Source organism: Paenibacillus sonchi (assembly GCF_016772475.1).
Classification (GTDB): domain Bacteria; phylum Bacillota; class Bacilli; order Paenibacillales; family Paenibacillaceae; genus Paenibacillus_AQ; species Paenibacillus_AQ sonchi.
Map to the genome: position 1 here is coordinate 2,724,301 of NZ_CP068595.1, position 24,744 is coordinate 2,749,044.

Genomic DNA, 24,744 nt, shown 5'->3' on the forward strand with positions numbered 1-24,744 from the left:
CCTGAAATATGGAAACATCATTATTTGTGCTGGGTTTTGTTATCTTTCTCGCGCTTGCTTTCGATTTCATCAACGGGTTCCACGATACGGCTAATGCGATTGCCACTTCGGTCTCCACGCGGGCGCTCCGGCCCCGGACGGCCATTATTATGGCGGCTTCGATGAACTTTATCGGGGCGCTGATGTTCACAGGCGTAGCCAAAAAAATCGGCGGCAGCATCACGGACCCGTCCCTGCTGGACAACGGGTAGACATCGTCATAGCCACGCTGATCGCCGCGATTATCTGGAATCTGGTGACCTGGTGGCTGGGAATTCCGTCCTCCTCCTCCCATGCGCTTATCGGGGCACTGGCTGGAGCGGTTTATGTAGGTGCAGGCACCGAGCATATTAAATGGCATGGTTTTATCGAAATCGTGGAGGGGCTCGTATTCTCCCCGCTGATTGCTTTTGTAATTGGTTATATTGTCATGACGATTCTGAAATGGATCTTCGCCAATCGCAGTCCGCATACCGTGAACAAGGGCTTCCGCTCCATGCAGGTGATTACAGCGGCGCTTCAATCCTTTACGCACGGTACCAATGATGCCCAGAAAGCGATGGGGATTATCACCTTTGCGCTTGTTACCTCGGGCCGTCTGGATACGATGGAGGTCCCTTTATGGGTCAAAATCGCTGCAGCTACATCGATGGCGCTCGGTACGTCGATCGGCGGCTGGAAAATTATCAAGACCATGGGAACCAAGATTTTCAAGATCGAGCCCATTAACGGCTTCGCTGCTGATATTTCGGCCGCTTCCGTTATTTTCTCGGCAACAATGCTGCACCTGCCGGTCAGTACGACACATGCTATTACATCCTCCATTCTTGGTGTCGGCTCGGCCAAGCGTTTCTCTGCTGTGAAATGGGGAGTTGCCGGACGGATTGTGGTCACTTGGTTTATTACCATTCCAATCAGCGCAGTGCTGGCAGGACTTGTGTTCAAACTCATATTCTAAACTGCATTGCTGTATGCATAAGATGTCACGGAAGCCAGAGCTGGCTGCGGACATCTTTTTTTGTTGCCTTTTTTAGGATGGCATAACCGTTTATGCTTATTTTTTCAAGAGAGGAATGTCATAAAAACTTACAGTTAAATGATAAAAATCATTAATCAGGGCTAAAAATAAATGAAATACATCACAATTTGAAAAGAAAATGACATGAATATTTTGTGGCTTGCGTAGGATTATGTAGGATTTAGTAGTCTCTGCGATAAGGTGTGTTTTAAGTGTTACCATAGCTGACAGAAGGAAGCCCGAAGATTCTATAAGTATACAATGTCTGGCAAAGGAGGCCTGTCGTTGATTGACTTTCATCAAGTAGAGAAACATTACGGACAATTCCACGTGCTGAAGAATATTGATCTGCATGTTCAGGAAGGGGAAGTAGTCGTTGTAGTCGGTCCTTCCGGCTCCGGTAAGAGCACTATGCTGCGCTGCATCAACCGGCTGGAAACGATCACGAGCGGAGGCTTAACCGTTGATGGAATCACAGTAAATGAACGCAAGACGGACATCAACAAGCTGCGCAAGGAAATCGGGATGGTGTTCCAGCATTTCAATCTGTATCCGCATAAAAAAGTGATCGACAACATTACATTGGCACCGGTTAAAGTGCTGGGCCTGACCAAGGCAGAAGCCGAGAAAACGGCTATGTATTATCTGGAAAAGGTCGGCATCGCCGACAAAGCCCAGTCCTATCCGTCGCAATTGTCCGGCGGCCAGCAGCAGCGCGTAGCGATTGCCAGAGGCTTGGCCATGAAGCCCAAAATTATGCTGTTCGACGAACCAACCTCAGCGCTTGACCCGGAAATGGTCGGCGAGGTGCTTGACGTGATGCGCAACCTGGCCCGTGAGGGCATGACCATGGTTGTGGTCACTCATGAAATGGGCTTTGCCCGTGAGGTTGCGGACCGTGTCATCTTCATGGATCAGGGCCAAATCGTGGAAGAGGCGGAACCGGAGCAATTCTTCGCGAATCCGCAGGAAGAACGGACGCGCACTTTTCTCAGCCGGGTATTAAGCCATTAAACAAAATAGACAGGAATAAGGGGAGGAAGAGAAATGAAAATGTCCAAGAGCTTCAAATGTTTAAGTGTGCTGATGATTGCGGCTATGCTGGTGATTGCCGGATGCGGCAACAACAATGCCAAGAGTAACAATGCAGGCAGTGATAATGCGGCTGCCGGAAACAGCACGGATTCCAAAGCCATCGCGAAGATTAAGGACCGCGGCAAGCTGCTGGTCGGCGTGAAGTACGATACCCGGCTGTTCGGGCTGAAAGATCCGGCTTCCGGCAAAGTGGAAGGCTTCGACATTGACATCTCCAAAGCCATCGCCAAGCACATTCTCGGTGATGAAAACGCGATTGAGCTGAAAGAAGTGACCTCCAAGACACGCATCCCCATGCTGAACAACGGCGAAATTGACATGGTTGTCGCTACCATGACTATTACAGAGGAACGTAAAAAAGAAGTGGATTTCTCCGATGTCTACTTCCAGGCCGGACAATCGCTGCTGGTGAAGAAGGGCAGCCCGATCACAGGTATTGAGGACGTGACCAAGGATACCAAGATCCTCGGCTCCAAGGGCGCAACTTCGATCAAAAATATTAAAGAGAAGGTTCCGGGTGTGACCGTGCTGGAATTCGACAACTACCAGGATGCGTTCAGCGCGCTGAAGGCCGGCCAAGGAGATGCGCTCACAACCGATGATGCGATACTGTACGGTATGGCTGCCCAGGACCCGGGGTATGAGGTGGTCGGCAAGCCGTTCACTGACGAGCCTTACGGGATTGCTGTACAAAAAGGCAACACCGCTGTAGTTAAAGCTGTGAATGATACACTGGCTGAACTAAAAGCAAACGGCGAATATGATGCCATCTACACCAAGTGGATCGGTAAAGCTCCGGCAAAATAAAGGTTACTGAGTAACACAGCAGGGCTTATAGGCAAAAGCGAAAGGATGGAACGGGGAAGCCAGCCGGCCATCCTTTCGTGTTTGTGCTCCAATTATTTTTAGGCAAGGGCAGGTGACATCTATGGAATTCTCAATATTAACCGATCATTTCGGCCAGTATCTGGAGGGCTTCCGGGGAACCGTCCTCTCCAGTGTGCTCGCGCTAATCGGCAGCTTCATCATCGGGACAGTAATCGCGGTCTTCCGCATTACTCCGGTTAAACCGCTGCGGTGGTTTGGAACGGGCTACGTGGAGTTTATCCGCAACATTCCGCTGCTGCTGGTGGTGTATGTTTTCTTCTACGGCCCTTCTGCGCTGGGATTTACGCTGGATGGATTCAAGGCAGGCACGATTGGACTAACCGTCTATACCTCGGCCTTCATCGCCGAAGCCATCCGCGCGGGAATTGTAGCAGTCCCCAAGGGACAGATGGAGGCCGCACGCTCCTCCGGCCTTAGCTATATGCAGACGATGACGCATGTGATCCTGCCTCAGGCGATCAAGCTGGTGATCCCTCCGCTCGGCAACCAGTTCATCAACCTGATCAAAAACTCTTCGGTACTGACCCTCGTTGCCGGCCTGGACCTAATGTATTTCGCGGACGGGATTTCAACGGAAACCTACCGCACATTTGATACTTACATTTTCGTAGCTCTGTTCTACCTGGTGCTTACCCTCCCGCTCAGCTATGGCGTGCGCGTGTGGGAGCGCAGGTTGCAGCGTAAATATTAGTTAAAGTTTCGCGTTTTGCTCTTATGTAGTCCGCGAAGCGGCTGTCAGATCTTCAATCTTGCAGGTTTTGCGTTCGCCTGAAGCTTAAGGCTCTGCCCGAAATGAAGATAAGCGCAGCTTGAAGGTGAAAGTAACGGAGGGGAAGTTTGGAACTGGAGGAGCGTCAGCGTCCGCCTTTATGTTTGGATTTCTACCGCAGCCAGCGGTTTAAATCGAGGAAATCCAAACATAACAGCGGCCGGAAGTCCAAACATTCTCCGGAGTTACCCGTCACCGGCATGCCCCGCCCCGAATCTTTATTTTCCGGCTTGGCCCACGCCACCACCGCAGCGCAGAAGTGTGCCGCAACTGCCCGCACCCTCAAGCAGCCGCCTTCTCTCATTTTTCAACACCTTTACAATCAAAGCATTAAGGAGGGATTCTTTTGGATTTTGCCGGTGCCTTCTCTGCCGATAATTTGAAATTTCTGCTCGACGGGCTGTACATTACCCTGATCGTGGCGTTTGTGTCGATCATCCTGAGCTTTGTGATCGGCTGCGTAATTGGCGTGGTCCGCTACGCCGGGATTCCGGTATTATCGCCAGTGATGTTCTACCTGGTGGAGCTGATCCGCAATCTGCCGCTGCTGCTGATTATTTTCTTCGTCCGCTTCGCGCTGCCTGAGGTGGGCATCAAGATGAGCCTGATTACAGCGGCCATTGTCGCGTTAACCATATTCGAGGCTGCGATGATTGCCGAGATCGTCCGCGGCGGACTCACTTCTATTGATAAGGGGCAGATTGAAGCCGCACGCTCCTCCGGGCTCAGCAGCTTTCAGACCTTGTGGCATATCGTGCTGCCGCAGGGACTCCGGCGGATGGTTCCGCCGCTGGTCAGCCAGTTCATATCCCTGCTGAAGGATACCTCGCTGGCGGTAGTCATTTCATTGCCGGAGCTGATGCATAACGCCAACATTGTCATCGGGCACAGCTACAGCTACGCGATACCAACACTGATGCTGGTAGCTCTAATTTATTTTGCCGTCAATTACATGCTTTCGGTCGTCTCGCGGAAATTGGAGAATAAAACCGTCTAAACCAGGAGAATTCATGCAGGAATGCGTATAAAATGAGAGGCGGTTATGATACTATAATTGTCAACATCCCCGGGCAGGAGCAGTGAGTGATGGGACAATCTTTTCTGAAATCAAGACTTGTACAAATCTCAATGGCTGCAGCCGGTACGGCAGTGGCCGGAGAATTCAAAATAAATCCGTTTGATGGCGATATCTTCCGGATTGCAATGGGCAGCAGCGCTTTTCTGCTGTTTTTGCTTTTAATGAGGCGGCTGCCCTATGTGATCACCGGAGTGGCTACAGGGATTGTTGTTCTGCTGTTCCGTACTGCAATGGATGCCGTGTGGGGTAGCGGGCTGACCCTCCTGCAGAGCCTGACCAGCCATTTCTCAGCTATGGTCTATTATATGGTGTTTGCGCTGCTGATGAATCTGATCAAAAGCCGGATTGATTCCTTCCATCCGCTGGTGCTAGGCGGGGTAGCTGCGCTGATTGATCTGCTGTCCAATGAAATGGAGCTGCTGACCCGGCTGATTGTGCTGGACTCGGCCACCTTTCGGCTGAATGAATGGACTTATTTGATGGCGATTGCTGTGCTGCGCACGTATTTTACCACCGGGGTGTACAGCAGCATTTCGGTCAGCCAGCTCAGGATCACCCAAAGGGAGCAGACCCGGCGGATTGAACAGATGCTCGGATTCGGCTCGGGGCTGTATGGTGAAGTTTTTTATCTGGAGAAATCGATCGGGACCCTGGAAAATGTAACGCTCAGCAGCTATGAGCTGTACCGGAATCTTAAGGCCGAGGAAGGGATGCCGCGGTACAGCAGGCAGGTCCTAGAGATCACCCAGCAGATTCATGAAGTGAAGAAGGATTCCCAGCGGATTCTGGCAGGTCTTGTCAAATTGGCAGAGCGCGAGGTTACCGGCGATATGCCGATATCCGACATTCTCCGCTTCACCGTAAAGAGCAATGCCAAATATGCAGAAATGCTCGGCAAACAGATCAGCTTCAGCATCCAACATACCTCTGATTACACCACGGACAGCTACATCCCCCTTTTGACGCTGCTGAACAATCTCACCGCCAATGCCGTTGAAGTGATCCAAGGGAAGGGCAGTATCTCTCTGGACATGTATGAAAAAGAAGACAATACCCTGTTCACCGTCACCGACAGCGGCAGCGGGATTCCGGAACGCGACCTGGAACTGGTGTTTGAGCCTGGTTTCACGACCAAATTCAATGAAGAAGGCGTAGCCGCGACGGGAATTGGACTGTCACATGTACGGGATATTGTTCATTTATTTGCAGGAGAAATAACCGTCCAGCCGGCTTCCCATAGCGGAGGGGCCATGTTTCAGATTATTGTGCCGACGGCACAGCTGCGGAAGGAGGAATAGAGCATGCCGCTTTCTTTCTGTATAGTGGATGATGATGGGGCTGCCAGAAGAATGCTGCAGCATATTATAGAGGACAGCGGGCTGGGCGAAGTGGCCGGCACGGCAGAAAGCGGGCAGGATGGAGTACGCCTGATCCTGAGCGAGAATCCCGATATTGTGCTGATGGACCTGCTGATGCCGGATCAGGATGGAATTGAAACGATCATTTCGCTGCAGTCCCAGGGCTGCCGCTCCAAGTTCGTGATGATCTCGCAGATTGAGAAAGGGGACATGGTCAGCCGCGCGTACCGCAGCGGAATTGAGTTCTTCATCCGCAAGCCGATCAACAAAATTGAGGTAGAGTCGGTGCTGCACAAAATAAATGAGCGCTACGCGCTGGGCCGCTATCTGGACGAGATTAAGCTGAGCCTTGGCAAGCTGGAAGGGCTGCAGTTCGGATTGCCGCCGGTTCAGGCCAGCAAACGTACGGTCAAGGAGATCATTCAGCCCATCCTGATGAATATGGGGATGATCTCGGAGAGCGGAAGCCGGGATATTATTACAATCATGGAGCTCGCTGCGGCAAAAGAAAACACAGACAGTCTTCCTCCGCTCAAGGAGCTGTATGAGCTGGCTGCCGCCACCTACAAAACCGTTCCCGCCGAAGCGGCCAAGGAAGTCAAAGCGATTGAGCAGCGGCTGCGCCGGGCGCTGGCGGCGGGCCTGACGAACCTGGCTTCCATCGGCATTACCGATTACGGCAATCCCAAATTCGAATATTACGCGCCGCTTTATTTCGATTTTGAAGAGGTGCGGCTGAAGATGAAGGAGATTGAACAGGGCAGGGAATCCGGCAAGGTCAAGGTCAACATCAAGAAGTTCCTGCAGGTGCTCCACCTGGAGCTGATGGAAGGCATGAACCGCTGAGATGAAGCAGGGCGCTGAATGAAGTACAATTAACCTCCGGATAGGGACTGCTATTGCTATACAGCGGTTCCGTTCCGGAGGTTATTTTTTTGCGGAGGTGAGCGGGACAGCGGGGATTTGGGAAGAAGCGTCTTCTTGCGGTACAATGGTTAAGTAGAAGAAAAGAGCTGCGGAAAGAAATAGACGGAGGACGCATATGATACGAACGCTTGCGGTAACCCATACAGGTGAGGTGCTGACGGATCTGCCGCTTCAGGACATCACCATTGCGGACTATGCCTGGGTTTGGGCGGATTTTTCCACACCTACAGCGGAGGAGACTTTGCTGCTGGATACATATTTTCATTTTCATCCCTTGGCCATTGAAGACTGCATGCATATTCTGCAGCGCCCGAAGCTGGATTATTATGAGGACGTGCAGTTTTTTGTGCTGCATGCGCTCAATGAGCGGACGCTGGAAGCCGAGGAGATAGACCTGTTCCTCAGCAAACGGTTTCTCGTATCCTATCATCATCAGGAGAAGCAGGAGATGGAAGAGGCCTGGCAGATGGTGAAGGCGGAAATCCATAGCCGTAAAGGCTGGTCAGGCGGTCCAATGGCTGCTGCTTACACGGTGATGGATAAGCTGGTGGACCGGTATTTTCCAAGCTTGTACAGTCTGGAGGACGAGCTTGCCGACCTGGAGAGCCAAGGGGGCAGCGAGTCGGTGGAAGAGCTGATGAGCCAGGTTTTTAATGTGCGCGGCCGTCTGCTTAAGCTCCGGCGGACGATTGTGCCGATGCGGGATCTGATGTACCGGATTCTGAACTCACAGCATGTGCAGAGTAATGGGGAGGAACGGATCTATTTCGGTGATATTTATGATCATCTGCTGAAGCTGACCGATATGATCGAAGTCGACCGGGAAATGACCGCCGATCTGCGCGACAGCTACATCTCGCTCAACTCCAACCGGATGAACTCGATTATGAAGACCCTTACGGTCATAACGACCATCTTTATGCCGCTGACCCTGATTGCCGGGATTTATGGCATGAATTTCCGGGTCATGCCGGAGCTGGATTGGAAATATGGCTACTTTGGGGTGCTTCTGCTGATGCTGGTGCTCGGCGCGGGCATGGTCCGCTGGTTCCGGCGCAGCGGCTGGTTCAAGTGAGCATGGATCAACGGGCTCCGGCTGGCTAAAAGCGTTAAACGCCGCCTACTTGCGGCGGCGTTTAACGGAGGAGGATTTGCGGCGGCTCTTTGGAGCCGTCTTTTTGCGCGGCTGCGGGCGCTGGCGTCTCTTCTTGCGCCGTTTGGGGCTGTAGAGCGCAGCATCCTCTTCAGCGGCAAGCTCACCGCCCGAGCCTTTTTCTTGCCAAAGCTGCCCATGACCAGCTTCACCATCGGGGCCATCTGTTGAAATCCCTGCATGACCTTCTGCACCTTGCCCATAGAACTGACAATGCCGTCTATGCCGCCCAGCCGGTCAACAATGCCCTTGATCTGTTCCATATTTGCGAGATTGCCAAGGTTGCCCAGATTGCCAAGGCTTCCGAGTAACCCGCCGGGTTTGGCGGTGGCGGCTTCGGCAACGGGGACGGCCAGTGCCGTTTCTGCAGCGGCTTCCGCTCCTGCGGCGGGCAGCATTGCGGCTTCCCCGTACAAGGGAGGCTGGGCATATGAACTGATTCCGGGATACGGCGATGAAGGATACGGCTCAGCCAGCGAACGCGTACCCCGGCGGGAATGATTATAGTAATGATGAGGCATAACATCACATTCCTTCGTTAGTGGTTTGCTATACTGTATGTCATAGGCGAACATAAGGTATAGACAAACGCCCGGTTTACCGGGGCAGCAGCGGAAAAGGGCGGATGCCCACCCGGCCGGGCCGGAAGTGAAGAAAACGTGACCATGCTTGATTTTCGGCGCTTATGTAGTACTATAGTTAAGGCGGTAAATCCTCTGAACTCTTAAAAAGTAAATATTTAGCCGGGTGAATTTTGTGCGTGTAGGGTGGACGATTGTCCGTCGATTTCGTTCTTTACAGCGTGAAACCGTTAATGCTTGAAAAATGTGCTCCAGTACAATATAGTAGAGGCAAGATGGTCATTAATTTTAAGTTTCTGAACTCTTTTTTTCGAAGAATATCTTATCAGTGATGTCAGCACTGACCAAACTTTTAGGGGATGATAATCGATGCAGCTTAAGAAGCTAAACGATAAAAGTATAGACCAATTATTTGAAGCCATTTTAACATTAAAGGATATGGAAGAATGCTATGTTTTCTTTGATGATCTTTGCACAGTGAATGAGATTCAATCCCTCTCGCAGCGTCTCGAAGTAGCACGTATGCTGGGCAAAGGGTCTACATACAATCAGATCGAAGCGGAGACCGGAGCCAGCACGGCGACGATTTCGCGTGTGAAGCGCTGCCTGAATTACGGCAATGACGGTTACAAATTAACGCTGGAACGTTTGGGACGCTAATTCATGAAGCCGGGCATACTGATTATCAGTCACGGCTCACGCGACAAGACCTGGGTGTCCATGGTCGATGAGGCGGTAAGCCATTTAACGCTTGGGGAAGAGCTGAATGTTGAGGCTTCTTTTCTGGAGCTGGTAGAAGGCCGGCTGATTCAGGATGGCATAGACAGATTGGAAGGTGCAGGGGTCACAGATATTCTTGTGATCCCCTTGTTTGTGTCTTCCGGCAGTACGCATGTCGACGAAATAGAGTATGCGCTGGGAGCCAAAGCTGCGCCTGAAAAGGAAACCGAGCTTGAACGCTTTGCCGTCAAAGCAAAGGTGCATTACGGGTACCCGGTCGACGATGACCCGGATATTGCCGTTATGATCTGGGATAAGCTGCGCGGCCTGTCGAAGCATCCGGAGCGGGAGACGATTCTGCTCGTGGGCCACGGCAGCAGGCATGAGGGCTTCCGGCAGCGCTGGCAGCAGGGCATCTCTTCGCTGGCGGAGCGTGTGCGCCGGATCAGCGGAGCGGCAGCGGCGGATTACGGGCTGCTGAACCCGGACAGTGTACGGGGCAAGGTGGAGCATTGGCGGGAGCAGGGCCATGAGGTATTGGTGGCACCGCTCTTTTTAAGTGAAGGCTATTTCACCAAAGTTGTGATTCCCGAACGGCTTCGCGGCTTAGAATATGCCTATTCGGGCCAGACGCTGCTGCCGCATCCCTTGCTGCCGCATTGGATAGAGCGACAGGTGAAGGTTATGCTGGAGCAGCTTGGGGAACACTGCTAAAGGATATTTTACAAGTAAACACGTATCCGGTATTTATTCTCCCTGCTGCTGCATACATATATTTATGCTGTCGATCCTAATAACGATGTCCGGACAGAGGACATTGCTGTGGAAAACCCGAATTTGGCGAGGACCGATTGGGGATCTTCCCCGAAATTTCATCGCCGGAAGTGCCGCGAAGGAGCGGGATGGATGTCTGGCGGCGGAACAAGCTTGTCCCTCCTGCAGAAATGCAGAAATATTCCTCTCATCTGTAAATATATGAATGTATATCTTCATGCTGTAAATATTCCTCCGTTACCCGCTGAAACGGTACTGGCGCCTGATTGTAAGGATAGTGAAGCCGTTTTTGCATGCCGAGATTGCTTGTGTGCCCCCGAATTGGGTATAATCAGTAAGGTTATCTATTATAAAAACAGGTGGCGTTCCGGTAATGAAAACTGCGAGATTGATTTATAACCCCACTTCTGGTCGGGAGGAAATGAAGAAGCGGCTCGCCGATATTTTGGACCGGCTGGATATTGGCGGTATTGAAGCCACATGCCATGCAACAACCGGAGAGGGCGATGCAACGGCAGCGGCAGCGGAAGCTGTGGAGCGCGGATGTTATGATCTGATCATTGCGGCCGGCGGCGACGGTACGCTGAATGAGGTCATTAATGGCATGGCTGAGAAGCCGAATCTTCCTCCGCTGGGTGTACTGCCGCTGGGGACTACCAATGATTTTGCCCGGGCGATGGGCATTCCAAAGAACTGGGAGGATTCCTGTGATCTGATTCTACGCCAGGAGTCGCGTCTGATTGACCTCGGCAAAGCCAATGACCGTTACTTCATTAATATAGCCGGCGGCGGAAGGCTGACCGAGCTGACATACGAGGTTCCCAGCAGGCTGAAGACCATGATGGGCCAGCTTGCTTACTATTTGAAGGGTATTGAAAAAATGGCCAGCCTGTCTCCGCAGGAGCTGTTCATCCGTGCGAACGGGCAGGAGCTGATCCATGACGAGTTCATGCTTTTTCTCATTGCCAATACCAATTCCGTAGGCGGCTTCGAAAAGCTTGCTCCAGATGCCCGCATTGATGATGGATTGTTCGACGTGATCGGAGTCAAAAAATGCAACCTGGCCGAGTTCATCCGGCTGGTCAGCCTGGCGATCCGTGGCGAGCACCTTCAAGATAAGAAAGTCGTATACTTTCGCACCGATGCGATGGAGGTCACCTCCCCCGGTTATGTCCAGCTGAACCTGGACGGCGAGCTTGGCGGGACACTGCCGGGCCAATTCAGCATTTTGCCGCAGCATCTGCAGATTTTTGCACAGAATAATTGACCGGGAGTAACTAAATGATGATATAGATTCCGGGGATGATAGTTAAGACGCTTAACAGTGAAGATAATGAAAGAAGTGAACCCAATAGATGAGTAAGCAACGCAGTGGACGCAGCGCAAGCCGCCGGGGCAGCTCGGCACCTGCCGCCGGACTGCCAGTGAACAAGAACGACGAGGTCATGCTCGATATTATCGGCATGACTCATGAAGGCGAAGGGGTAGGCCGAGTAGAAGGCTTTACCCTTTTTGTGCAGGGTGCGCTTCCCGGTGAGAAGGTCCGCGCCAAGGTCCTTAAGACCAAAAAGCAGTATGGCTACGCCAAGCTGCTTGAGCTTGTCCAGGCCAGCGGCGACCGGATCGCGCCGCCTTGCCCGATCTATGACCAATGCGGCGGCTGCCAGCTGCAGCATATGGACTACACCGCCCAGCTGGCGTGGAAACGCCAGCTGGTGGTGGACAACCTGCAGCGGATTGGGAAGCTGCAGGTGGCGGGGGCAGCGGGGAGAGGCGCGGACAAGCTGGAAGGTGCGTTGGCTAACGCTGCTGGCGGTTCAGATTCCCCGGAGGATGCGGGGATCAAGCTGGCTGAGGCAGCGGGCAACGGCAGCAATGCGGCAAATTCTGCCGGCGGCTCTGACGGCATCATCGTCCGCCCTGCCTTGGGCATGGACGAGCCTTGGCGCTACCGCAACAAGGCCCAGGTGCCCATCGGCGTCACCGAAGGCGGCCTTGTCGGCGGCTTCTATGCCCGCGGCAGCCACCGGATTGTCGACATGGAGACTTGTCTGATTCAGCATGAGGATAACGACGCGGTCGTTGCTGCTGTAAAAGGCATCGGCAGAGACCTGGGGATCACAGCTTACGATGAAGAAACCGGACGCGGCCTTCTTCGCCACGTCGTGGTGAAGAAGGCCTTCAGCACCGGCGAAATGATGCTGGTGCTGATCACAAACGGCCGCGATATTCCGCATCTGGATGCCTGGATCGGCAGCATCCGCGAGGCGCTGCCGCAGGTGGAGAGCATCTGCCAGAACGTCAACACCCAGCGGACCAACGTAATCTTCGGCAGCGAAACCCGCGTGCTGTGGGGCAGAGATGTCATTTATGACTACATCGGCGATGTGCAGTTCGCCATCTCGCCCCGTTCCTTCTACCAGGTCAACCCGGCCCAGACCGAGGTGCTGTACGGCAAAACCGTAGAGTACGCAGGCCTGACCGGTAATGAGACAGTGATCGACGCCTACTGCGGCATCGGGACCATTTCGCTGTTCCTGGCCCAGCATGCGGCTAAGGTGTACGGTGTAGAGATTGTGCCTGAAGCTATAGAAGATGCGCGGGCGAATGCGAAGCTTAACAATATGAACAACGTAGTGTTTGAAGTCGGCGCGTCCGAAGACGTGATTCCGAACTGGAAAGAGCAGGGCGTCACTCCGGATGTCATCGTCGTCGATCCGCCGCGCAAGGGCTGTGATCCTCGCCTGTTGAATACCATTCTGGCGATGCAGCCGGAGCGGGTGGTGTATGTATCGTGTAATCCGTCGACGTTGGCGAGAGATTTGAGGGTGCTGGAGGATGGCGGGTACAAGACCGCGGAGGTCACTCCGGTGGATATGTTTCCGCATACGGTGCATGTGGAGTGTTGTGCGTCGCTCGTGAGAATAAATGTGGAAAGCTAATTCAGTCACTCCTGAGCTTACGAAGTTTGCCTTAAGCCTAAAAACTCTGCCAAAGAGCCAAGCGAAATTCAGGTATCCACTCCTGTTTTCCACGGCTCTTTTCTTTTTAAAAGGGTTGTAAGAACTGAAACACCTTGAGAAATCAGGTTTTCTCCGTATTTTCTCCGGTCAAAAATGTATCAAGCAAAAACATGCGTTGTTCGAAAATAACGGATAATGAAATTGTCCCAGAAGAATTTACGAGTGATAAAATGGTTAAAATGGTAAATGTTCAATACTACATCGAAATAAGAGGATCAAGCCGTGAATCTATTCTGGTCACATACTATATGGTATTTGTTGTTAGGTTTGGCAATCGTAATTCAAGTCATATATACTTTGTATCATTCAGAGAATCGCATGAGAACCTTTGCGTTTTACTTGTCGATTGTTGGCTTACCCCTATATTTCGAAACCTTTATTTTAATTTTTTTTGATGCGTATACCTATTCGCCTGAAATTATTCGCAGTCCAAATCTTGATCCGTTTAATGACGTTTTAACGGGTAATCTGTTCTCACAGTTCGGTGTGGCATCATCAGCCCTGTTATTGACGATTCGCCGAAAGTCATTTTACTGGGGGGTTATCGTTGCCTTCCTATACTGTATGCTGGAGGAAATTTTCAAGGCATTAGACATTTATCAGCAACATTGGTGGAAAACCTGGATGACATTTATTGGATTGCTCCTGCTGTTCACTATTTCGAAGTGGTTGTATGCCCATATCGTTCGAGGTGTCCGTCCGATATACTATTATGGCTATATCGTTTTGGCTATGTTCCCCGTTTCTACGATCCTGTTTCAATGGGGTGTGCTTGATTTGCTCGGACTAATGCGATTTACGGAAGCGTTATCCTCTAATCCCCAAATAAGCCGTTTCGGTATCTGGATCACTTTTGTTTCGATCAGTTATCCGATTATCGTATGGGGGTACTTTCAGCAACATTTGAAGCGGAAAATAGCAGCGGTAACTTTGGTTGGTGCGATTATTTACTTCGGATACAAAAGCCATCTCTTAATCTTCAGAGCAGGTTTGTTTGTACGAATTAGTATTCTTTTGCTTCTGTGGATGTGTTTATCCGTGTGGATGATAAACATTTTATACGGTGGACGACCAAAGTGCAGGTGTAATTAGCGCTCAAAGTCATCTCTAAGCATAAAATGTCATCACAACACCTGGCTGCACCGATCCTGTTTTGTTCGCTGCGGGAGGAATTCCTTACGGAACTAGTGTAACGGTTGACCAAATGTTCGATATTGCTGTAATCGGTGCTGACCCCACTGGAGCTGCTACATTTAGCGTCTAAATTATGCAACCCGCTTACGTGGAGTGTGCAGTGTTGCTAAAACGAAGAGAGTCGTAAGCCGCGCAACGTGAAGATGTTCAAAACCCGCTCGTCACAGCTGCGATGCCAAAACCTGTTTATGCGAGAAGTCTGGCTTCACGGAGCAGCTTCGGGTCGAATCCAGCGCGTTTGAATTGATTAGCCGTGCACCGAGCAGACATGGTGAGTCCGCTCGCTTTATAATCTGCGATAAGCGCTACCCAGTCATGTCGTAGTTGTACTCTGGCATTCATAAGGCAAAGCTCCAGCATCCTCCATGAATCCGACAAGTTGTTGTGTTAAAAAAATCGATCCTTTGAAGTTCGTATTAAGAATCTTGTCGAAGTATTCTTCGCTCATCTCAGTTAACAACATGGGCCCACCGACACCACCATTATTAACTAACTGGTAACCTAAAACGAATCGAAAGCACGCGGATATCCCCGCTTAATTGAATAACGCCGGCTGTTTGCCGAAAAGCTTGTTCAGTGTCTCCAGTACATCCGGCGGATTGTCTTCGTTAAACTGGGTAATCGCAACGCGCAGAGCGGACAAAAGCATTGCCGTGCGGACTTGTATAAAGTACTGCCAGCTCCTGTCATCCAAACCAGTCCTTTCTTTAACGAAGCTCAGTTTTTGGCTGAGGATATTGGCGAGCCGGGTTTGAAACTCTCCGTACAGATTTGCTTTTATGAGCGATAGAAAGAACTCTTTTTGACCAAAGCAGATCTCAAATAAAGCCTCAACCATCGCGTTGGAATCGGAATAAGGTCCCACACTCCTTAGTAATTCAGTGAAGACTGATTCCATCTGGTACAGGACAACATCCGACTTGTCGTCAAACAACCGATAAAAGGTCGCTCTGCCGACACCGGAGGTGTTGACGATGTTGGTTACGGTGATGTCATTATAATCAAGCGTCCGCATCAATTCCTCCAGGCCTTTACAAACCAGTTTTGCCGATTGTGTTTTCCGTTTATCATTGCCAATACGATACATTACCGCCGCTCCTGTTCCACTTCTTCATCTTCCATTGATCACATTCAGACTTATGATATATTTGTATCATAATTTAGCCCCATAATAAAATGGATCAAGGAAGGTTACATCATGAAGAATCATATAAGAAGAAGCTTTCTGAAGACGAGCGGATTTACACTGCTGTCCGTGCTTCTGTTTGGTATTGTGCTCGTGCTGATGATCAGCAGCGGAGAACGCTGGTTTGCGTATCTGATACTGGCAGCCTGCATCGGAGCGTTGGTGTTTGTGAGAAGGTCGACATTCTGGCACGGGTGGCGCGTCCCGCTTTGTTGGGTCATCGCACTGGCCGTGGCATGGGCCGGTTTGTTTGCAGGGCAGCCTTCGCCCGTTATCGAACCCTACACCGGACAAAATCTGGAACAGCCCAGCGCGCCCTATCAGCTCCTGTTGAATAACGTCACCATTGTGGATACGCGTACCGGCAGCTTAGCTTCCAACATGAGCATTCTGTGCGCCGACGGGAAAATCAAAGCTATTGCGCCAACGGGCACGCTCCAAGCTGGTGAAAATACCAAGGTCGTAGATGCTGCGGGAAAATACGCCGTTCCCGGATATCTGAATATGCATATGCACGTTATTGGGGACAAGCACACAGACGAGATGATGGAGAGTCTCTTGGCTAACGGTATCACAGGGTTCAGGCAGATGAGCGGCTCGTACGAGCTATTGAAAGAATGGCATTCCGGCGCTTTTACCAATTCGGCAGACCGGCCGGCGCTCCTCACCATGCCTGGCGATGTTCTGACACCGATCAACGCGCCGACGCCCGGGATTGCCGTCGGTTTAGTCCGGCTGCAAAAACAGGCAGGGGCCGGTTTTATCAAAGTGGGCGGCGTTACGCCCGATGTGTTCAAGGCCATTCAGGCGGAAACGGACAGATTGAATATGCCGCTTGTGGGGCATGTGCTGTCCGATATGGATTTAAAAGAGGTTGCCCAACACGGCTTCCGCAGTGTAGAGCATTTCGGAATCAACAACGGGAGCTTGATCTCAAGCTCCACGGATGAAGACATGCTGCGGGCGCAGGCAAAGAGGATACCGGCTGGAATCACAGAGAATCCGGTTTTTGTGCAGCTTATGAAGATCAAAGGCCTACGGGATTTTGTGAATGCTCAGGTTCTCAAGATGGCCATCAAAACCTCAGGCGGCAAAGAGGATGAGGCGGAGCTGAGGCATATCATCAATACGTATAGCGATGAAAAGGCAAAGGAACTTGCCGATGTTTATGTGCAATACAATACCTGGCAGTGTCCGACCCTGGTACGTATGCGGTCCGGCCTGTTTTCAGATGGAAGTGAAGCTACCGCCCAGGCGCTTTTCGATCTTTATCTGAAGCTCGTCAGGACTTATGATGCGAAGGGCGTCAAGATGATGACGGGTACAGATGGGGGCAGCGGAGACAGCTGGCAGATAGCGGGCTATTCCCTTCACGAGGAATTTGATGAGCTTGAGAGAGCCGGTATCCCGCCGCTTCATGTTCTTCAGATGACAACTCTGAATGGGGCTGAATTTCTGGATCGGATGAACGATATGGGCACCGTGGATATTGGCAAAAACGCCGATATGGTCCTTCTGGACGCCAACCCCATAGAAAGCGTACAAAATCTTCATAAAATTAACGCTGTGATACGGGCGGGTGCCTATCACGATAATCAAAAGCTTAGCTCCATTAAGCAAAAGCTGGGAACGAAATAGTGAATGCAGTTTGTCTGCAGCAGATTGGAACGCATAGTGTCTGCTTCTCAACACAAAAAGCAGCCCCAATACGGGAGCTGCTTTTTGCCGCGCCTGTCCTTAATCAAGGACGGCTGCCGGAACACAGCCTACAACTGCTGCAGGAGTGTGGTATAGTAGGCGTTACCGTTTCGCTTATCCAGCTTTTCCGCTGTGGCGAGAGCCAATTGCTGGAAATGCTTCGCGAGCGACTCAACCTCCCCGGACTGGTGCTCATACGGGTGCCCTGCCGGAAGCTTGACCTGGAACCGGATGGATTCTTCCGCCAGCCGGCGGAACATCTTGGCCGAATAGGCATTGAAGATCATCTGATCGATCGGGTTCTCATGATCCAGCGAGGAGGCGACGTACTCTTCGAAGACCTCCAGTGCCTTGACCGGATCGGTCAACGTCAGGTAGCCAATATGCTCTCCCTGGTGATACAGAAAGTCGCGGTTTCCCTTTACCAATTTGTAGCCTTTCTTCTGAAGCTTATCCGCTTCCTTCTGACGGCCCAGCCGCAGGAGGGGGAACAGGACTTTCGTAATCGTCACATGAGGGACCTCACCGCAGGTCATTCGACCCTTGAGAATCGGCTCGGCTGCCTTCACGGTCTTCTCGTCTTCGTTCCGCTTCGCCAGAAATTCGACCAGACCGTGCTGCTCACAGGCCTCACAATCGCTCATCTCATCCCGTTCCATGGACTGTACGATATCCCACTCGACTTCAGAAGCATCCAGTTCTCCGAAATCGGCGAGAAGCTTCGCCCGGTAATAGTGATAGGTCCGGCTGCTGTAGCCTTCGGCCGCAAAGCGGGTCTTCATATCCTCCAGCAGGTTCTCAATCTGGACACGGCTAATTTCTGCAAAAGCGGAGATGCGGTCCAGCACCCACTTGTACGACCACATCAGGCTGTAATCATCGAACCGGCCCGGGTTCTTGTCATACTGTCCCAGCTGCCAGGAAAAGGCGACCAGCGCCTTCATCGGATAGCCATGGAAGCTGCCCAGCTCTACGATTTCGCTGCGGGCCTCATAGCCCTGATCGATATCTCCTGCGGCATCTGCCACCCGTACCGCCTGCTCCAGCAGCTCCAGCTTAGCCTTGCCTCCCGGCAGGCCATAGGCTTCTTCCATCAAGTCGTCGAAACTCATCTCGGTAAAGTTCATCTATTCGTTTCCTCCTGTGACATGACTGGCCGTCAATCCCCAATCAATAAATTGAATAATGCCTTTGTTCAGAAGCGCGATCTCCTGGCGGTTCATCGGATAATGTCCCATCATCAGCGCATTACAGTACAGCATTTCGATAATGGAGGGCAGCATCTTCTGGTGCGCCGGATGAAATGCCCGCTCGATGACCGGGTTGTTCAGGTTGAAGTAGAGCGTGGCGTATGCCGCATCCTTGAGCGTAGCGCCCAGGCTGCCCAGCACGGAGGACAGGGCGTCAGTGCTCACTTCCTTCGTTGCTTCAAGTACGCGCCACTGGGCGGACTCCTCGGACAGCGTGTAGAGTACAGGAATCTCCTCCGGCTTGAAGCGGCGCAGCTGCACCTGGCAGCGGAATTTCTGCAGGACACTGTCTGCGAGTCTTACGGATTCATAGTAGTTCAGCCGCTCTTGAGGTGTAATATCGGTAAAGGATAACGATACCTCCTCCGGCAGCAGCCGTTCAGTCTCCACGTCCGGGTCAACGAGCGGCAGCTGGGACAGCAGCTCGGCATCGTAAATAAATCCGCCATTCACCACCAGCATGGATTGGGCCGAAGCCACATGGGTAATCTGGCGGTATTCGTCCAGCGTCGCAGTGAAGTAAAGGGGAGGGTGCTGCTTCAGTTCGCCAAGCGGCTTCCTGCCAAATGTGCTCTCAAACGGCAGCCACTCATGAATAATCGAATAGAAAGACAAATCTTCCACCGCGAGGGCCTTCATGGATAAGGCGTGCAGCGAAATGATAGATTGCAGGCGATCCGGGTCGTACTCCGCCATCCGCATCAATTCCTGGCGGATGGAGTTCCCCAGCTCTTCCCGCACCTGCTCCAGCTGGGCATTCTCATAGAAATGCTCCCGGGAAGCGGTCGGCTGCAGCTCATCGGTCCAGATCAGGGATTTCACGAAAAACGCCCAGTCCGGCAGGATATTGCTGGCAGCTTCAGAGACCAGCATGTGCTTCAAGTACACCCGGTGATTGCGTTTGGCATTGAGGTTCACCGCCTGCGGCAAAATGAAGGCGATGCCTCCCGTCCGGCCCGAGGCGGTGTGCAGGGGAATGAAATCGCGGAACGTCTCCCCCAGCACCTGCTTGCCGAAGGCCAGCACCTCGTCACGGTGCTTCCGGGCCAGTTGCGGATCTTTGACCCATGGCGGAGTCAGCGGATTAATCAGGCGGGTGTTACGGTCTGACACCAGTTGGATCGGGTAAGGCAGCAAAGCCCCGTAATGGAACAGCCCTTCCTGCAGATTGTTCTCCTCGAAGTAAGCTTCGGAGCCTTCTTTGCAACGCAAAAAAACCTTGGTGCCCGGAGCATGTTGCCCTTCGAGCTTGCGGATCGTATAGGTGCCGTCCGGCTTCCCGCGCCATTCCAGTGCAGGTCCGCCCTTGGCGGATTGGGTGACCATGACGATATCATCACTCACCATGAAGCAGGACAAGAGTCCGATGCCAAACCGCCCGATAAAAGAGGTGTTGGTGGAGAGAAAGTCTTCACCCCGCTTGGAGGATTGTCCGATCATCGCCAGGAACTCATGAATCTCTGCTTCGTTTAACCCGATTCCGTTATCTTCTACCAATAAGGTCGCCCCGGTTGAGGTCCCGCTTACCTCGACATGAATCTTGCCTTCGTATCCGTCAGGGAATAAGCCTGCCGTGCAGTAATCGCGTCTATGCCATTCTGCAGCAGCTCCCTTAAGAATACCTTCGGGCTGCTATACAAATGGTTAGACAAAATGTTGATCATACCGCTTAAGTTGACCTGGAAGCGGTAGGTATCCCGGTTCTGGTTCTCCATTCTTGTTCTCCTGTTCTGTAATCATTTGATATGTAGACGGACGCAACTCTATATATTACCCAGAAGCCGCATTATAAGAAACAGATATTGCCAATCCCCTCGTGATCCCGTTTAGTTCTAAGGATGTAATAACTGGATTGCTTCAGTATCGGAGAAGCTCCGCCGAAAGAAGCATAAACTTTAAGCCGGTAGAAGTCGATTAAATAATTAGGGCTTATATACATAAATTTCCCATAATAGAACATACCTAGCAATGAGCTTAAGCCCAGGCGTAGAAGCCGTATCTATTAATAGAACTCATTACAGGAGGTAAGCTATGAATAAGAGAACAGGCATTAGGTTTTTAGTTGTAATTATGATGATTTATGTATTTAGTTTTAATCTGGGTGTGGAAACGGTAAAGGCAAATTCCGTATATTATGTGTCTACAACGGGGAATGACATCACTGGAACCGGTACACGATCAAATCCATGGAAGACCATACAAAAGGCAGCAGATACCATGACAGCCGGAGATACCTGCATCATACGAGGCGGTACATACCGGGAAACAGTAACACCTCCTACTTCCGGAACTTCTGCAAATCCCATAAACTTTAAGGCTTATACAGGAGAGAACGTAACGGTATCCGGTGCCGATCCGGTTACTGGCTGGAAAAATCATTCCCGGTCCATCTATTACGCGAAAATGACGGGTTCCCTTGGAACAAAAGATCAGATATTTGTTAATAAGCAAATGCAATTTGAAACCAGATGGCCCAATTCACCAACATTTGATCCCTTGAATTCAACATATGCAACAGTTGATTCCGGTTCCACTACAACCATCAAGGATGGGGACTTAACTCAGGCACCTGGATACTGGGTGGGCAAAACGGTTTGGAGTGTTCCGGGAACAGGCTACAAATCTTATAAAAGTACCATTACCGGCTCAAGTAGCGGCTCCATTACCTTTGATCAAATGGCTGCTGCAGCGACAGGCGGTAACAGCTATTATATTACTGGTAATCTTGAAGATCTTGACAGTGCGGGAGAATGGTATTATGACAGCATGACTGGCAGACTTTATTTATGGGCCCCTGGTGGAGCTGATCCGAATACTTTGACAGTAGAAGCAAAGACGCGGACTTATGCTTTTGATTTAAGTTCCCGCTCTTACATAAATATTACCGGAATTAATATCTTCGCCTCCAGCATTAAAATGTCTAATTCTAATTACTGTAAAGTTTCTAATATGATTGCGGAATATGTCAGTCATGATTCGGATGTTACCAGACAATACAGTACAGGGATATTTATGTCCGGTACCAATAATGAGCTTAGAGACAGTACTTTGACCTACAGTTCCGGTAATCTGGTGAGTATAGAGGGAACAGGAAATAAGGTAATTAATAATCTTATTCATGAAGCAAACTATTCGGCAGCGGATATTCCGGCAATCTATCTATTAGGGGCAAACCATCTAATCAGTCATAATACGGTATATAACGCTGGGCGTCATCTGATATTTATGCCTACCCAAAACAGCCGGATCCAATATAATAATCTGTACAATGCAGGAAAGCTGACAAAAGACTGCGGAATACTCTATGAATTTGCCTGGGATGGGCAAGGGACGGTAATTCATCATAATTACATCCATGATAATCTGGCAAAAAATTATTCCGGCACTGGGATCTATCTGGATAACGGCAGCAAGGGTTATATTGTGCATCATAATGTTGTATGGGGAAACTATACAGGGATAAGATTGAATACACCCAGTAATTTTAATCTAATTTATAACAATACCACCTACAGTAACGGGAATGTAGGATATTGGGGAAGTGATTTTCAGTCAGATATGTACGGCGACAGAATTTTCAACAATATCTTTACTACAGCCTTTACACTGCCTGGTACTCATATAGAAGGAAATAATATGACCTCAGAAACCAATCCGTTATATGTAAATCCCGCAGCATATGATTTCAGGTTGCAGTCTACTTCTCCAGCGATTAATGCAGGGGTTGTAATATCTGGAATCACGAATGATTATGTGGGTGCGGCACCGGATCTTGGAGCATATGAGTTTGGTAGAACTGTCTGGACTGCCGGGCATAATTTTTCTTCACCTCCGGACCCGGTTTTTGAGAGTGTCAGCTTACTTTATGTTAATAACGTAAGGCAATCTGATTTCGAGAAAGGGATAATCTCACCATGGGCAGGAACATATTCAGATACTGCTGCAAGTGTACCGGAAGCAAGAAGCGGTTCTAAGAGTGTCAGATTGGGACCCGGAAAAGATGGTATCGAGCAGGTACTTACTGGGCTAAGTCCTAATACCAGCTATATGTATACCGCCTGGGTTAAGGCAGACACAGGAGAGCAGATTCAGATTGGCGTTAATGGCTTTAAAGGAACGGATGCATCTGCAACATCTGACAGTACATCCTGGACAATGGTAAACATCCCTTTTACAACCGGAGCAGGCGCTACCAGGGCAACAGTGTATGCTTACAAGAATCCCGGTACAGCATATGTTTATGTGGATGATTTTGGGGTAGTTGAGCAATAAATTATTTTTACAGAGTAGGGTTATCATATGAAAAATCGGCCTTGTTCGCACTGCATGCGAATAGGCCGATTGTTGTTCTTCTTCAGTTTGACCGAAATCATTTCGATAATCCGTTTTTGGATTTACTTATTTCAATTTTCCTGCACGGATGTCGTCTGTCATCCCTTTATAAGGCGCTTTGGAAATTAGTTCTTGATTGTCAATACCGGCGTTTTCCAAAAATGTGATATCAGCAAATTCAGGAACAACATATTTTGGATAAGTTTCATATTTTTCGCGCGCTTCTTTCATTAATTCAAGATGATCATTTTGATAACAAACCGTAATTTCCGGATGTTCATGAACCCACTTTGGGAAAAAAATAACACCGTGCATTCGTTTTTCATTTGGCATAAAGTTCAAGGCAACGTCCGTTCCTGTTGGCTCGGTCCATGATACTTTATAAACGCCTTCTGTTAGTTTTACAATATCAACTTCCTGGTCGCGCACCCAGCGGCCCGCCACCATGCCGCTATGGATACGATAATCAATGGTATGGTCATTCTTGATGTAGATTTCGTATTCCCAGCCAATTTCATAAGTATAAATCATATGGCTTCCTACAAAGTCTTTTAAAGCTTCTTTTGGTTGCATATGGAGTTCTCCTTATTATTTCATATCCCGCCAGTTTTGAATATTGTTCTCCCAAATATATTTATATTTTCCGATAATATCTCTTGCTGTTTTTGGCTTTTGTCCAGTCAAAGCTTCAATGGCATCGGATTGAACGTCTAAAAGCCCTTCTTTAATGCTGGCATCGGTGGTCACGAGATCATCGCCGCAGAAGGGAACAGGCGAGCAGGAGAAATCTCCGGTAATTTCTCTGGGAATGTGCAGTTTGCCCAGGTGTTCATAATATTGCTCCGCATTCACAGGAGTATACTCCAGGTCTCTACCGGAAACTTCTTTAATGAGGTTGCACAGATCCCTTACGGAAACAGACTCTGATCCTACGATATTATAAGCCTTGTTATCTTTGCCTTTTCCGAGCAGGGCTGCGGCTGCGGCCCTTGCGCAATCATCTTTGTGAACTAAAGTAGCCCGGCCTTCGCCGGCAGTGCTTAACCATTTATTGTTGGACATTAGTGCCAGCATCGTATACATAGTCAGATAGTTTTCTAAATACAAGTTATTTCTCATTGCATTGTAGGTAATACCTGTTGACTTTAAGTAGTTTTCAGTTGCTGTATGGTCTGGAGTTACAAAAACGTGAGCGTAATTAGGATCTGTCGCACCGACAAATGAACTATATGTGATGTGAGAGATTCCTGCTTTGATTGCCGTATCAATTGCATTTTTGTGTTGCTGGACTCTTCTGCCTACTTCAAGGCCAGAGACAATATAGATACGATCACCATCTTTGAAAGCCCGTTCCATGGATGGAATGTCATCATAATTGATTTCAAAGATTGTGACTCCCGCATTTTCCCAACGTTGAACCGTATCTTTGGGAATTCTGTCTTTTTTCATGCATGTGAAGGTTAAATTGCAACCATCTACTTCTGCAAGAACCGTTTCCGCCACACGGCTTGCTAGTTGACCGTCTACGCCTGTTACAATATAACGCATGTTTATTCCTTCTTTCCTAGTGATAACTTTCACAAGGAAAGAATAGCATAGGTTGACACTAGAGTGAAATTACCCTATGTTATGATTTATAAAAAGGATTTATTAATAAAAAG

At 50.1% G+C, this 24,744-nt stretch carries 21 protein-coding genes and 3 pseudogenes; 17 read left to right on the forward strand and 7 right to left on the reverse strand.

Going from position 1 to position 24,744, the window contains the following annotated elements:
- The first annotated feature begins 8 nt into the window (after positions 1-8).
- The 9 genes and pseudogenes from JI735_RS12470 to corA all read left to right on the forward strand — a co-directional run bounded on the left by JI735_RS12470 (position 9) and on the right by corA (position 8,247).
- A pseudogene (locus JI735_RS12470) lies at positions 9-997 on the forward strand (inorganic phosphate transporter).
- Positions 998-1,342: 345 nt separating this feature from the next.
- Complete coding sequence (locus JI735_RS12475) at positions 1,343-2,071, forward strand: amino acid ABC transporter ATP-binding protein (protein WP_020428575.1); 729 nt, start codon at positions 1,343-1,345, stop codon at positions 2,069-2,071.
- Positions 2,072-2,110: 39 nt separating this feature from the next.
- Positions 2,111-2,959 carry a glutamate ABC transporter substrate-binding protein gene (locus JI735_RS12480; RefSeq protein ID WP_083886793.1) on the forward strand — a complete coding sequence of 283 codons (849 nt, stop codon included), beginning with the start codon at positions 2,111-2,113 and terminating at the stop codon, positions 2,957-2,959.
- A 121-nt stretch (positions 2,960-3,080) separates the two neighbouring features.
- Positions 3,081-3,731 carry an amino acid ABC transporter permease gene (locus tag JI735_RS12485; protein ID WP_039836653.1) on the forward strand — a complete coding sequence of 217 codons (651 nt, stop codon included), beginning with the start codon at positions 3,081-3,083 and terminating at the stop codon, positions 3,729-3,731.
- Positions 3,732-3,877: 146 nt separating this feature from the next.
- Positions 3,878-4,192, forward strand: a complete 315-nt coding sequence (locus tag JI735_RS12490) for a hypothetical protein (RefSeq protein ID WP_167330824.1) — start codon at positions 3,878-3,880, stop codon at positions 4,190-4,192.
- On the forward strand, positions 4,156-4,806 hold the full coding sequence (locus tag JI735_RS12495) for an amino acid ABC transporter permease (RefSeq protein WP_039836651.1): 651 nt from the start codon (positions 4,156-4,158) through the stop codon (positions 4,804-4,806). Before JI735_RS12490 ends, JI735_RS12495 begins: the two co-directional genes overlap by 37 nt.
- Before the next feature lie 89 nt (positions 4,807-4,895).
- The gene (locus JI735_RS12500) at positions 4,896-6,185 is read left to right on the forward strand and encodes an ATP-binding protein (protein WP_202677434.1); all 1,290 of its coding nucleotides are present in this window, start codon (positions 4,896-4,898) and stop codon (positions 6,183-6,185) included.
- Between the two features lie 3 nt (positions 6,186-6,188).
- Positions 6,189-7,091, forward strand: coding sequence for a response regulator (locus tag JI735_RS12505; protein ID WP_039836647.1), 903 nt, complete (start codon positions 6,189-6,191; stop codon positions 7,089-7,091).
- A 196-nt stretch (positions 7,092-7,287) separates the two neighbouring features.
- Positions 7,288-8,247: a magnesium/cobalt transporter CorA gene (corA, locus tag JI735_RS12510; protein WP_039836645.1), complete on the forward strand. Its 960-nt coding sequence runs from the start codon at positions 7,288-7,290 to the stop codon at positions 8,245-8,247.
- On the opposite strand, the gene JI735_RS12515 is transcribed toward corA, so the two are convergent.
- Positions 8,166-8,846: a tyrosine protein kinase gene (locus JI735_RS12515; RefSeq protein WP_233476364.1), complete on the reverse strand. Its 681-nt coding sequence runs from the start codon at positions 8,844-8,846 to the stop codon at positions 8,166-8,168. The two genes, corA and JI735_RS12515, sit on opposite strands and share 82 nt — an antisense overlap.
- A 429-nt stretch (positions 8,847-9,275) precedes the next feature.
- Here JI735_RS12515 and JI735_RS12520 point away from each other — a divergent pair, with 429 nt between their 5' ends.
- The 6 genes and pseudogenes from JI735_RS12520 to JI735_RS35620 all read left to right on the forward strand — a co-directional run.
- Entirely contained in the window at positions 9,276-9,566 is a 291-nt protein-coding gene (locus JI735_RS12520; RefSeq protein WP_020428424.1) for a YerC/YecD family TrpR-related protein, read from the forward strand.
- Positions 9,567-9,569: 3 nt separating this feature from the next.
- On the forward strand, positions 9,570-10,340 hold the full coding sequence (locus JI735_RS12525; RefSeq protein WP_202677435.1) for a sirohydrochlorin chelatase: 771 nt from the start codon (positions 9,570-9,572) through the stop codon (positions 10,338-10,340).
- A 433-nt stretch (positions 10,341-10,773) separates the two neighbouring features.
- Positions 10,774-11,667, forward strand: coding sequence for a diacylglycerol kinase (locus JI735_RS12530; protein WP_039836639.1), 894 nt, complete (start codon positions 10,774-10,776; stop codon positions 11,665-11,667).
- A gap of 88 nt (positions 11,668-11,755) precedes the next feature.
- The gene (gene rlmD / locus JI735_RS12535) at positions 11,756-13,342 is read left to right on the forward strand and encodes a 23S rRNA (uracil(1939)-C(5))-methyltransferase RlmD (RefSeq protein WP_202677436.1); all 1,587 of its coding nucleotides are present in this window, start codon (positions 11,756-11,758) and stop codon (positions 13,340-13,342) included.
- 303 nt (positions 13,343-13,645) lie between these two features.
- The gene (locus JI735_RS12540) at positions 13,646-14,515 is read left to right on the forward strand and encodes a hypothetical protein (RefSeq protein ID WP_039836632.1); all 870 of its coding nucleotides are present in this window, start codon (positions 13,646-13,648) and stop codon (positions 14,513-14,515) included.
- A gap of 40 nt (positions 14,516-14,555) precedes the next feature.
- Positions 14,556-14,627, forward strand: a pseudogene (locus tag JI735_RS35620) (NAD(P)H:quinone oxidoreductase, type IV); the annotation flags it as partial.
- A gap of 303 nt (positions 14,628-14,930) precedes the next feature.
- Here JI735_RS35620 and JI735_RS36895 read toward each other — a convergent pair.
- Positions 14,931-15,146 (reverse strand): SDR family NAD(P)-dependent oxidoreductase, encoded by a 216-nt coding sequence (locus tag JI735_RS36895; protein ID WP_267919277.1) that lies wholly within the window; start codon positions 15,144-15,146, stop codon positions 14,931-14,933.
- A gap of 6 nt (positions 15,147-15,152) precedes the next feature.
- Positions 15,153-15,704 (reverse strand): TetR/AcrR family transcriptional regulator, encoded by a 552-nt coding sequence (locus tag JI735_RS12550; protein ID WP_039836631.1) that lies wholly within the window; start codon positions 15,702-15,704, stop codon positions 15,153-15,155.
- 111 nt (positions 15,705-15,815) lie between these two features.
- Here JI735_RS12550 and JI735_RS12555 point away from each other — a divergent pair, with 111 nt between their 5' ends.
- Entirely contained in the window at positions 15,816-17,441 is a 1,626-nt protein-coding gene (locus JI735_RS12555) for an amidohydrolase family protein (RefSeq protein WP_039836630.1), read from the forward strand.
- Between the two features lie 128 nt (positions 17,442-17,569).
- Here the strand turns inward: JI735_RS12555 and JI735_RS12560 are convergent, their stop codons facing one another.
- Together JI735_RS12560 and JI735_RS12565 are read right to left on the reverse strand one after the other, a co-directional pair.
- Positions 17,570-18,628, reverse strand: coding sequence for a hypothetical protein (locus JI735_RS12560; RefSeq protein ID WP_039836629.1), 1,059 nt, complete (start codon positions 18,626-18,628; stop codon positions 17,570-17,572).
- Positions 18,629-20,466, reverse strand: a pseudogene (locus JI735_RS12565) (HSP90 family protein).
- Positions 20,467-20,782: 316 nt separating this feature from the next.
- On the opposite strand from JI735_RS12565, the gene JI735_RS12570 reads away from it, so the two are divergent.
- Positions 20,783-23,023, forward strand: a complete 2,241-nt coding sequence (locus JI735_RS12570) for a right-handed parallel beta-helix repeat-containing protein (RefSeq protein ID WP_039836627.1) — start codon at positions 20,783-20,785, stop codon at positions 23,021-23,023.
- Between the two features lie 126 nt (positions 23,024-23,149).
- On the opposite strand, the gene JI735_RS12575 is transcribed toward JI735_RS12570, so the two are convergent.
- Positions 23,150-23,656 (reverse strand): phenolic acid decarboxylase, encoded by a 507-nt coding sequence (locus JI735_RS12575; RefSeq protein ID WP_039836626.1) that lies wholly within the window; start codon positions 23,654-23,656, stop codon positions 23,150-23,152.
- 15 nt (positions 23,657-23,671) lie between these two features.
- Positions 23,672-24,631, reverse strand: coding sequence for an NmrA family NAD(P)-binding protein (locus JI735_RS12580; protein WP_039836624.1), 960 nt, complete (start codon positions 24,629-24,631; stop codon positions 23,672-23,674).
- Between the last annotated feature and the right edge of the window lie 113 nt (positions 24,632-24,744).

What these genes read in the sequence shown, in the direction of transcription:
- JI735_RS12555 (WP_039836630.1), top strand. Translation starts at nt 15,816, where the DNA reads ATGAAGAATCATATAAGAAGAAGCTTTCTGAAGACGAGCGGATTTACA.
- JI735_RS12560 (WP_039836629.1), bottom strand. Translation starts at nt 18,628, where the DNA reads ATGAACTTTACCGAGATGAGTTTCGACGACTTGATGGAAGAAGCCTAT.
- corA (WP_039836645.1), top strand. Translation starts at nt 7,288, where the DNA reads ATGATACGAACGCTTGCGGTAACCCATACAGGTGAGGTGCTGACGGAT.
- JI735_RS12505 (WP_039836647.1), top strand. Translation starts at nt 6,189, where the DNA reads ATGCCGCTTTCTTTCTGTATAGTGGATGATGATGGGGCTGCCAGAAGA.
- JI735_RS12525 (WP_202677435.1), top strand. Translation starts at nt 9,570, where the DNA reads ATGAAGCCGGGCATACTGATTATCAGTCACGGCTCACGCGACAAGACC.
- JI735_RS12515 (WP_233476364.1), bottom strand. Translation starts at nt 8,846, where the DNA reads ATGCCTCATCATTACTATAATCATTCCCGCCGGGGTACGCGTTCGCTG.
- JI735_RS12580 (WP_039836624.1), bottom strand. Translation starts at nt 24,631, where the DNA reads ATGCGTTATATTGTAACAGGCGTAGACGGTCAACTAGCAAGCCGTGTG.
- JI735_RS12570 (WP_039836627.1), top strand. Translation starts at nt 20,783, where the DNA reads ATGAATAAGAGAACAGGCATTAGGTTTTTAGTTGTAATTATGATGATT.
- rlmD (WP_202677436.1), top strand. Translation starts at nt 11,756, where the DNA reads ATGAGTAAGCAACGCAGTGGACGCAGCGCAAGCCGCCGGGGCAGCTCG.
- JI735_RS12575 (WP_039836626.1), bottom strand. Translation starts at nt 23,656, where the DNA reads ATGCAACCAAAAGAAGCTTTAAAAGACTTTGTAGGAAGCCATATGATT.
- JI735_RS12550 (WP_039836631.1), bottom strand. Translation starts at nt 15,704, where the DNA reads ATGTATCGTATTGGCAATGATAAACGGAAAACACAATCGGCAAAACTG.
- JI735_RS12530 (WP_039836639.1), top strand. Translation starts at nt 10,774, where the DNA reads ATGAAAACTGCGAGATTGATTTATAACCCCACTTCTGGTCGGGAGGAA.
- JI735_RS12485 (WP_039836653.1), top strand. Translation starts at nt 3,081, where the DNA reads ATGGAATTCTCAATATTAACCGATCATTTCGGCCAGTATCTGGAGGGC.
- JI735_RS12480 (WP_083886793.1), top strand. Translation starts at nt 2,111, where the DNA reads ATGTCCAAGAGCTTCAAATGTTTAAGTGTGCTGATGATTGCGGCTATG.
- JI735_RS12500 (WP_202677434.1), top strand. Translation starts at nt 4,896, where the DNA reads ATGGGACAATCTTTTCTGAAATCAAGACTTGTACAAATCTCAATGGCT.
- JI735_RS12520 (WP_020428424.1), top strand. Translation starts at nt 9,276, where the DNA reads ATGCAGCTTAAGAAGCTAAACGATAAAAGTATAGACCAATTATTTGAA.